Annotated in this window: 10 protein-coding genes; 2 read left to right on the top strand and 8 right to left on the bottom strand. The window is 72.1% G+C overall.

Features of this window, described 5'->3' with window-relative positions:
- Window positions 1-430: 430 nt before the first annotated feature.
- A complete protein-coding gene (locus tag ACWD0A_RS34350) occupies window positions 431-784 on the bottom strand; it encodes a DUF3846 domain-containing protein (RefSeq protein WP_451304591.1) in 354 nt (117 codons plus the stop codon).
- Between the two features lie 87 nt (window positions 785-871).
- Window positions 872-1,270: a hypothetical protein gene (locus ACWD0A_RS34345; RefSeq protein ID WP_451304589.1), complete on the bottom strand. Its 399-nt coding sequence runs from the start codon at window positions 1,268-1,270 to the stop codon at window positions 872-874.
- A gap of 90 nt (window positions 1,271-1,360) precedes the next feature.
- On the opposite strand from ACWD0A_RS34345, the gene ACWD0A_RS34340 reads away from it, so the two are divergent.
- The gene (locus ACWD0A_RS34340; protein ID WP_451304587.1) at window positions 1,361-1,933 is read left to right on the top strand and encodes a hypothetical protein; all 573 of its coding nucleotides are present in this window, start codon (window positions 1,361-1,363) and stop codon (window positions 1,931-1,933) included.
- 225 nt (window positions 1,934-2,158) lie between these two features.
- Here the strand turns inward: ACWD0A_RS34340 and ACWD0A_RS34335 are convergent, their stop codons facing one another.
- Window positions 2,159-2,302, bottom strand: a complete 144-nt coding sequence (locus ACWD0A_RS34335) for a hypothetical protein (protein WP_451304585.1) — start codon at window positions 2,300-2,302, stop codon at window positions 2,159-2,161.
- A gap of 855 nt (window positions 2,303-3,157) precedes the next feature.
- Window positions 3,158-3,391 carry a hypothetical protein gene (locus tag ACWD0A_RS34330; RefSeq protein ID WP_451304583.1) on the bottom strand — a complete coding sequence of 78 codons (234 nt, stop codon included), beginning with the start codon at window positions 3,389-3,391 and terminating at the stop codon, window positions 3,158-3,160.
- A gap of 633 nt (window positions 3,392-4,024) precedes the next feature.
- Between ACWD0A_RS34330 and ACWD0A_RS34325 the strand changes: the two genes are divergently transcribed.
- Window positions 4,025-4,225, top strand: a complete 201-nt coding sequence (locus ACWD0A_RS34325; RefSeq protein WP_451304581.1) for a hypothetical protein — start codon at window positions 4,025-4,027, stop codon at window positions 4,223-4,225.
- A 12-nt stretch (window positions 4,226-4,237) separates the two neighbouring features.
- Here the strand turns inward: ACWD0A_RS34325 and ACWD0A_RS34320 are convergent, their stop codons facing one another.
- From ACWD0A_RS34320 to ACWD0A_RS34305, 4 genes are all read right to left on the bottom strand, one after another.
- Complete coding sequence (locus tag ACWD0A_RS34320) at window positions 4,238-4,846, bottom strand: class F sortase (RefSeq protein ID WP_451304579.1); 609 nt, start codon at window positions 4,844-4,846, stop codon at window positions 4,238-4,240.
- 379 nt (window positions 4,847-5,225) lie between these two features.
- The gene (locus tag ACWD0A_RS34315; protein WP_451304577.1) at window positions 5,226-5,621 is read right to left on the bottom strand and encodes a hypothetical protein; all 396 of its coding nucleotides are present in this window, start codon (window positions 5,619-5,621) and stop codon (window positions 5,226-5,228) included.
- 93 nt (window positions 5,622-5,714) lie between these two features.
- On the bottom strand, window positions 5,715-7,583 hold the full coding sequence (locus ACWD0A_RS34310; protein WP_451304575.1) for a sensor histidine kinase: 1,869 nt from the start codon (window positions 7,581-7,583) through the stop codon (window positions 5,715-5,717).
- Window positions 7,570-8,274: a response regulator transcription factor gene (locus tag ACWD0A_RS34305; RefSeq protein ID WP_451304593.1), complete on the bottom strand. Its 705-nt coding sequence runs from the start codon at window positions 8,272-8,274 to the stop codon at window positions 7,570-7,572. The genes ACWD0A_RS34310 and ACWD0A_RS34305 overlap by 14 nt, the downstream gene beginning before the upstream one ends.
- Window positions 8,275-8,480: the final 206 nt, after the last annotated feature.

Here is an 8,480-nt window from a genome sequence, read left to right as displayed (position 1 = left end):
GGTGCCGTCTACGGGCCGCTCACGGCGTTCATGGCACTGCTGCTGTGGGCGAACCTGACCGGTGTCGCGCTGTTCCTCGGCCTCGCCTTCGCCGCACAGCTGGAGGCGGCACGCGCGGGCGACACCGAGCCGGTGAACGAGGACCGGTTCCACCCGGCGGACGAGGGCCGGCTCTGAGGAATCCGGGGCGGCGGCGCGGCCCGGGACACGGCGCGGTCACGCCCAGGACACTGCGCGGCCGTGGGCGGCGCACCAGGTGGCCAGGTCGTGCAAGCCGACTAGTCGGTCCTGCAGCTATCCGGCTCCGGGCGGCCGCAATCGGTGCAGCACCGCCACGTTCCCACCCGCCTGCGCCAGCACCTCCCACGCCTGGTCAGACAGCTCCAGCCGGGGCCGGAGCAGCCGGGGTGGGCTGCTCCGGCGGTGGGGCTTAAAGCTCCTCTTCGAGGCTGGTCAGCAGCGCCAGGAGCTTGTCCTTGGACAGCGGCACCGTCTCGCCCTCGGCGTCCGCGCCGCCGGTCAGCAGGACGGGCCCGTGGTAGTCCTGGCAGGTGAAGCCGAAGCGGAACGCCAGCACCGTCGCGAGCTTGTTGACCGGGTGGTTGTAGAGCCCCTCGTCGTCCAGCCACATGTCGAGCCGGCTGGTGAGCCCCACGACGTCCACCCGCTCGCAGCGGATCACCGAGCGTATGACGGTCAGCCGCGCGTCGGGGTCGGCGGGCAGGTCGACCGGGACGATGTCCGCCTCGGGGGTGACGAGCAGGGCGTCGGGCGTACGGGTCATGGGTGACTCCATCTCTCACAAAGGGTGTGTTCTCGGTGTCGGCCGACTGCCACCGCCGACCAATAAGACAACTATATCCCATACGTATCACTGGCGTCTATGGGAACCGCCCTTCACCGACAGGGAATCACTCCGCCGATCCAGGCCGGGTGGGGCGCAGCCGGTCGGACTGCGCCCCGGTGACGGGCGCCAGGCCAGCACCGGCGGGGAGACGGCGTACTCCGTGCCCGGCTCCGGCGGGATCGGCTCGCCGGTGGCGGCGTCCGTGCAGTAGGCACTGAAGATCTCGGCCCTGCCCAGCGGGGGGGCGATGCAGTCGCTCAGTCGCCAGCCGAGGACGCGGGAGGTGTCGTCGGCGTGGTTGGTGCACACGACCGCGCCGCCGATGCGGCCGGACGTCAGCGACAGCAAGGCGATGACGTCGAGGACGGCTTCCGCGTCAACGTCGGTGTATTCGCCGAAGTTGTGGAACGGCAGGACGGACACGGCCCCACGGGCAGTCGCAGGGCGCGGGCCCGGGCGGCCCGGTCGAGTGGAGTACTCGACTGTCGGCGGCCATCACTACGATCGGCGGCTATGCAACTTGAAGCACAGATCTCCCGGCTGGCAGGGCTCGGCCTGCCGCTCGCAGCCGACAGAACCGTCGACGACCTGCTTTACTCCCTGCCCCGGGACCTGTTCGAGCGCAGGCCATACGAACTCCTGCTGTCCATCCTGGGCGTCGAGGTAGAGCGGGAGCCATGGGGGCGGTGGTTCTGCGACCAGGCGTGGACCTTCGACACCGAGTGCGTCCACGGCCCTGGCGCGTACGTCAGGATCGCCCGCCAGCTGTGCCGGATTGCCGGCCGTCCGGACGCCTTCACCGACCTGCGAGACCACGTCGACCTCGGATCGGAAGAGGCGTGGATCGAGTACACCATCGACGGCCGACGGCAGCGCTGGACCGCCGAAGTGCACGACGACTGGGCGGACACGCTGGTGGTCAGCTACCTGATGGATGACCTGCAGCAGGACGGACGCCGCTTCTGGACAAGAGGCAACGGCCAGTGCATGAACCTGTACTTCCTCGACAAGGCCGCCGCGCACGAGATAAACCGGCTGCTCACCGACGGGCGCCCCCTGGTACCCGTCCTCGGCGGGGACGGCTGACCGCAGAAGCGGCAGTTAGCGCGACTGGAGCTGTGGCCGGGAAGGTCCACGGTTCATGGTGACGCCACCCTTGGCCAGACCGCCGGGCGCCCGCATCGCCCGGCGGATCAACCGGCTGGCCGACCCGGATGGGGCAGGGTCGGTGCAGACCTCGTACGGCAGCTCCTCGGACACCTGCTCCTCGACACCTCCGACCACCACCGCCTCGACACACTCGGCCTGCCCTCACCCGCTCAGGTCCTCACGGTCGAGGGCCGGGGTGCACCACTGGATGCTGTCGAGGACGAGTCGGTCGGTGACATCGCCAAAGCCCTCGGGGGCACTGACGAGCATGCGGACGCAGCAGGAGAAGGCGAGCGCGTCGAGCACCCTGGCCTGGCCGGTCCTGGGGAGCAGCGGGTTGGTATGCAGAGCCGCGACATAGGCCAGGGCGCAAGCCGAAGATGTCCGACTCGATGATCTCCTCGATCTTCCAGCCCGTGCGCTGCGTCAACGGCACCATCCGGGCCAGGAGGAAGCCCATGGCGTCTTCCATCTCGGCCTCGGTCCAGGGCATTTCCGGCTCGGGGGCCGGTGCCGGGGCGGGGACGGCGGAGAGGTGACGGCGGGCGTTCTCGTTCGGCATGGTTCTCCCTCGGATCGGAGTGTGCGCTTTCGGCTGCGGATCGACTGCCACCGCCGATCCGCATACTTCGGTTATGCATTCTCTGAGTATTCATTTCAAGGGTTCTTGGTCAATTCGCGGCCGCATTTCCCATGGTCGGGGCGGGTTTCGGGCCCCGGGTGCGGGGCACTGTGCGGGCCGTGTCGCCGCCCCATGGCGCGCAGCGCCGTGGGCCGAGGGGAACGGCAGCGCGAAGCGAGGGAGCGGGGCGCGCAGCGTCCCCGTCGACCGGCTGCCGAGCCCGAAGGTGCGTGAGAGCGCGCAGCGCTCGGTCCGGGTCGGAGCGCAGCGGAGTGCCCGGCACGCAGCGAGGTGGGGCGGGGAGCGAAGCGGACCGCCCCACCGGGCGGCACGGACGGCGCAGCGCCCCGCACCCGGGGAGAGAACGGGTGCTGCGCCCCCACGGTGATGCGCCTGCCGGACTGCTGCGCCCGGGCCCCCCTCGGGCGGTGACGCGGGGCCGGCGGCCTCGGCGAGGCTCCGGCCGGCCTCCCCTCGCCCGGCGGCCGAAGGGGGGCCGGAGAAGTGTGGGGCGCAGCCGGATGGCTGCGCCCCGTGGATCAGACCTCGTCGTCCCACCTTCGGCAGTGCTCGTAGGCGAGGGCGGCGGCCGTGTCGGGGTCGGGGGCGTCGAACTCGTCTGCCCAGCGGGTGAAGTCGGCCTCGCTGGTGGCGAGCAGCTCGATCTGGTCGGCGACCGGGCCGGGCAGGACGGCGGCAATGAGCAGCTCGGTGCAGTCGACGTCCAGGGTCAGGCCGATGACGGTGAACGTCTGAGTGACTGCTGCGGTCATGCGATCAGCTCGAACGTCGCGCTCTCGATGGCCCGGGTTCGCAGGTCTCCCTCGAACGCCGCGACGACGTAGGCGCCGTTGCCGCCGCCCCAGGCTGCGCGGCAGGACTGCACAACCTGATCGACTAATTGGCGGGGTCGGGCAGGACCTCCCTGTCCGCCCCGCGACCTCTTGGACGTCAGGCGGCGCTGAACTCATGGGCGGGGCCGCCGCGCCACTCCCCCACTGCGGGTCGTCCAGGATGGCCTCGAGGTCGGCGACGCCAGCGCCTTCGAGAAACACGACCAGGTCATCGTGGTCACTCTAGGGGGTTTGGAGGACCTCGTCCCGGCCGCTGCTATGCACAGTGACTCTCCGGCCGCCCGTACGGGAGGGCCGGTGCACGACGATCGACGCGCTGGTCACGCCTCCCAGCGTGCCCCGGGCCAGTTCAGTGGGCGAGTCGGCGCGGGGCGTCAGCGATGGTACGTGGCTGTCACCGCGGCGAGGCTGTGCTGACTGGCGGCGGTGGCGGCCTGCAGTCCGGAAACCCTTTAGCGGCTAGAGGGGCACTTGGCAGACCTCGGCGTGTGGCAACGGCACAGCAGACATCACGGCAGCCCCTCATCTCCCAGGTCCTGCAAGCAGTTCACGATGCCCAGTTCGAACGACAGCGGCTGGCGGTTGCTCCCGTTCGACCTGCATAACCCCCGCGGTTCCTTCGGTGCCTGCGGCTCCTTCGGCCTCGGTGAGCACCGTGGCGTCGCCAGGCCGGCCGCAGCGCTGCCCACCCCCGAGCTGCGGCCGTTGCAACGCCCGGCGGCCGCGGCTTCGGCGGTGAACACGTCCGGCTGACCGGGCCGCCGGCTATCGGCGCAGGGTGGCGTAGACGATGAGGTTGTTCACGGGGTGGCCTTCGTCGTCGAAGGCCCCGTCGCAGGTGACGAGACGCAGGGCGCGGGCGTCGATCGCCCCGTAGACCCGCTCGGTGGGGAACGCGTTCTTGCTGACCGTCTCGGTGCCGGTGACGGTGAAGCGCAACGTCTTTCCGGCGGCGTCGCGAAGGGTGATGTCCGCGCCCTTGCGGACGTTTTTGAGGTCGTGGAACACGGCCCGGCCGAACCGGGTGTCGTTGTGCCCGATGACCACGGCAGCGCCCGGCTCACCCGGGACGGCCGCGCCGGTGTACCAGCCGGCGGTCATGCCCTTCTCCGCGGGCGGCACCTCGACGGTGCCGTCCGCGTTCAACCCGAGACGCATGAGGGCGCTGCGCACGCCGATCGAGGGGATGGCGATCTGCACGGGCTCTGCGGGAGTGGGGCGCGCCGTCGCGGAGGAAGAAGCGGGCGCCGAGGCCTGTGGCTCGGCGCCCGTCGACCGGGGCGCGGAGCACCCAGCGACTGCGGCAAACGCGAGGCACGCACCGACCGCGATCGCACGGGCCGCCCGGGCGCGCCGGTGTCGGGGTCTGGGCATGGGGCACTCCGGGTGTGATGTGGGCTCGGGGTCGTGGACGGGGGTGGTGGTGGCGTGGGCCGCCGGATGACGGATGCCTACGGGGCGGCGGCCCGACGGCGTCCGTGCCACGGGGCGGGGGCTGCGGCGGATCGGCCGGCTTGCCCTGTGAGGGATACGGAGGTGACGGGTGCGAGGTCGCGCGTCGAGGGCCGGGCGTCCCTCGCCCTCGTGGGTGGGGGCGGGCCGCCGGACCACGCCCCGGGCGCCGCCGGACTGTGTGTCCCGTCAAGGGAGGGCGCCGCGCCGGGCCGCCCTCCCTTCGTGTGGGCCGGTGCGCCGCCGAACCCGCGGAGCCGTCAGCTGCCGCAGGCCGCCCGGGCGGCGCCTGGGCAGGGGGTCAAGCTGCGCCCGCGGCCCTGCGGCGGCGGAGGACGATCGTGCCGGCGCCGGCGAGCAGGGTGATCGCAGCGGCGGAGCCGGCGAGTGCCGTGGCTGTGGTGTCCTCCGTGGCGGCGGGGCGCTCGCCCGCGTTCACGCCGCCCCGCGGGGCCGCGGGCGCGGGCGCCGCGTCCCTCCGCTCGGCAGGAGCCGGGGTCGGCTTGTCACCTGCCGCGACACCGCCGCGCGGGGCCGTCGACGGGCGGGGCGTGTCGTCGCCGCGGGCCGGGGCCGGGACCGGGGAAGGGGTTCGGTCGGCGTGAGGGCCGTCGGAGGCGAGCGCCGGCGTGGACGGGAGGAACGCGGTGCCGGCCACGAGGCCGGCTACCGCGAGGGCGCGCAAACGGTGGGTCATAGGGATGGCTCCATTTCAACTGGTCTTCTGTCGCCCGTGTCTCGCAGGGCCACGGGCTCGGCCACAGGCTGTCGTGGAGTTGTGAGAAAGCTGTCAGACCGCTGTGGTCATCTCATCAGGTCCGGCCGTCGGGAGCCGCAGCGTGAAGGTGGAGCCCTGGCCCTCGGTGCTGGCGACATGGACGGTGCCGCCGTGCGCCTCTGTCAGCTTGCGGACGATCGCCAGACCCAGCCCGCTGCCTCCCGTGCGCCGGTTGCGGGACTTCTCCGCGCGCCAGAAGCGGTCGAAGACGTACGGCAGGGCCTCGGCCGGGATGCCGCTGCCCGTGTCGGTGACCTCCACGGCGACAGTGCCGGGCTCCGCCTCGTACGCCTTCAGCGTGACGTTCCCGCCCGCCGGAGTGTGGCGTAGCGCGTTGGAGACGAGGTTGCCCACGGCCTGGCGCAGCCGGACCGGGTCGGCCGTCAGCACCGGTACGGCACCGTCGGCATCGGAGTGCAGCGCGATGTTGGCGGTCTCCGCGAGGCGCTGGTGCGCCGCGGAGACCTGGCCGAGGAGTTCGCCGATGCGTACGGGCCGGGGATGCAGGCGCAGTGCGCCCGCGTCGGCCTCCGCCAGGTCCCGCAGATCGTCGATGATGTGCTGGAGTTGCACGGCCTCCTCCAGGAGCGAGGAGATGAGCGCCGGATCCGGCTCCGCGAGCCCGTCCTGTGCCGCCTCCAGCCAGCCGCGGATGTTGCTGAGCGGTGTGCGCAGTTCGTGGGCGATGTCGCTGACCATCGCCTTGCGCTGTTCCTCGAGCTGGGCGCGGTGGGCGGCCATGTCGTTGAAGGCTTCGGCCAGGCGTCCGATCTCGTTGTCGGCGCTGACGGGTACCTGTTCCGAGTGGCCGTCCTTCATCCGCTGGGCGGCGCCGGTCAGGGCTCGCAGCGGCCGTACCAGCCGGGTGGCGGCGAGCAGGGAGGCCCCGAAGGTCAGGGCCAGTACGAGGGCCGTCGCGCCCGCGATCCGCGCGGTGTTGGCCGGGGAGAGCGCGAAGCCGGGCACGTTCGCGGTGTCCGGGTCGCCGATGAACAGCAGCGCGGGCGAGGCGACGTAGGAGCTGAGCTGCTCGCGCCGGGCGGTGCCCACGCAGGAGGCGACGGCCCGGTCCGTGTCGTCGCCGACCTCGCGCGGGGCGGGCGCGGCGGGCTCCGGGGTGCTGTTCCAGGACAGGTCGAGGTTCAGCCGCACCGCGTCGCGGCCCTGGCGGGCAAGGCAGGCGTTGGCGAGGTCGTCGAGCGCGGTGAGCGCCTTGGCCTCGGTGGCGGTGGGGGTGTCGAGGGCGTCCGTCGGACACCGCGCTCCCTCCGCACGGTCGGGATCGTTGCCGACCGTCTGGATGTGGGGCCGGCCGCTGGGCGCTTCGACGACGTCGGCGGCGATGCCGTGCCCGCCGAGGCAGTCGGCCGCCCGCTGCGCGATGCCGCGCAGCAGGGTGGCTTCGCTCGCGGGCAGCTTGAAGGGACCCACTGCCCGTGGATCGATGCGGTCCGCCGTGCCGGCCTGCGAGCCGCCGGCCGGCGCGAGAGCGGTGTCCGGGGAGAGCGGGTCGACGACGGCCGAGGCGCGGGGCGGCAGGGCGGGACCGGAGTCGGCGGAGTCGGCGAGGGGCGTGCGTTGCTGGGTGGTCAGGGCGATCCGCCGGCCCGTCTGCGCGGCGAGTCTGCGTACGGTCGCTTCGACGCCGTCCCATCGGGGGTGGGTGGCGGCGTAGCCGAGGAGGGTGTTGTAGATCCGGGCGTCGTCGGCGAGGTTCTGGCCCTGTTCCTGCTTGATCGCACCCGAGGTGGTCTGCACGGCGAGCCAGGCGGTGGCGCCCACGGAGCAGGCGGCGACGAGGGCGGAGACGGCGAGGAGCCGACCCAACAGGCTCTTGCGGAACGGAAGTCGCCTGGGGCCCGGCCGGTCAGGACGTCGCACGGGCCGGCCGCCTGTCGGGGTCGGTCAGTTTGTAGCCGACGCCGAAGACCGTGAGCAGGCGCACCGGGCGGCGCGGCGCGGGTTCGATTTTCTTGCGCAGGTTCATGACGTGGACGTCGACGGTGCGGTCGCTGATGTACCGGTCGTAGCCGTGGAGTTCGGCCAACAGCAGTTGCCTGGTGAAGACCCGGTCGGGCTCGGCCGCCATCGCCGCGAGGATGCGGAACTCGCCGGGTGTGCACTCCACCGGCTCGCCATGGACGGTCACTTCGTGCCGGTCCGGGTCGACGCGCAGCGCTCCGACGGCGAGCGCCGACGACGGCCTGGCAGCAGCAGCCGGCCGGGCGCGGCGCAGCAGGGTGCGTACCCGGGCCATCAGCTCCCGTGGGCTGTAGGGCTTGGTCATGTAGTCGTCGGCGCCGAGGTCGAGGCCCAGGAGGAGGTCGTCCTCGGTGGTGCGGGCGGTGAGCATCAGCACCGGCAGCTCGCGCGCCTCGGCGCGCAGGACGCGCAGTACGTCCAGTCCGTCGGCGCGGGGCATCATCACATCGAGCAGCAGCAGGTCGGGCTCGCGGCTGCGGACGGATTCGATGGCCGCTCTGCCGTCGGGTACGAGGGTGACGGTGTGCCCCTCGTGCTCCAGGTAACGGCGTATCAGTTCGGCCTGTTTGTCGTCGTCCTCGGCGACCATGACGTTTGCGCACACGCCGACGATCGTAAACGGGCGGCACAGGACGCCGCGGCCCCACAGGTCAGGTCCGTGGGGGCCGCGGCGGTGGCAGTGGCGGAGCGTCAGAGATTCCCGCGCTTCGCCTGCTCGCGCTCGATCGCCTCGAACAGCGCCTTGAAGTTGCCCTTGCCGAAGCCCATCGACCCGTGTCGTTCGATCATCTCGAA

The organism is Streptomyces sp. NPDC002867 (genome assembly GCF_053591895.1).
This window is presented reverse-complemented; position numbering and strand designations above follow the sequence as displayed.

Coding starts and splice junctions, on each gene's coding strand:
- ACWD0A_RS34315 (WP_451304577.1), bottom strand. CDS start 5,621: ATGACCCACCGTTTGCGCGCCCTCGCGGTAGCCGGCCTCGTGGCCGGC.
- ACWD0A_RS34330 (WP_451304583.1), bottom strand. CDS start 3,391: ATGACCGCAGCAGTCACTCAGACGTTCACCGTCATCGGCCTGACCCTG.
- ACWD0A_RS34340 (WP_451304587.1), top strand. CDS start 1,361: ATGCAACTTGAAGCACAGATCTCCCGGCTGGCAGGGCTCGGCCTGCCG.
- ACWD0A_RS34325 (WP_451304581.1), top strand. CDS start 4,025: ATGCCCAGTTCGAACGACAGCGGCTGGCGGTTGCTCCCGTTCGACCTG.
- ACWD0A_RS34320 (WP_451304579.1), bottom strand. CDS start 4,846: ATGCCCAGACCCCGACACCGGCGCGCCCGGGCGGCCCGTGCGATCGCG.
- ACWD0A_RS34350 (WP_451304591.1), bottom strand. CDS start 784: ATGACCCGTACGCCCGACGCCCTGCTCGTCACCCCCGAGGCGGACATC.
- ACWD0A_RS34305 (WP_451304593.1), bottom strand. CDS start 8,274: ATGGTCGCCGAGGACGACGACAAACAGGCCGAACTGATACGCCGTTAC.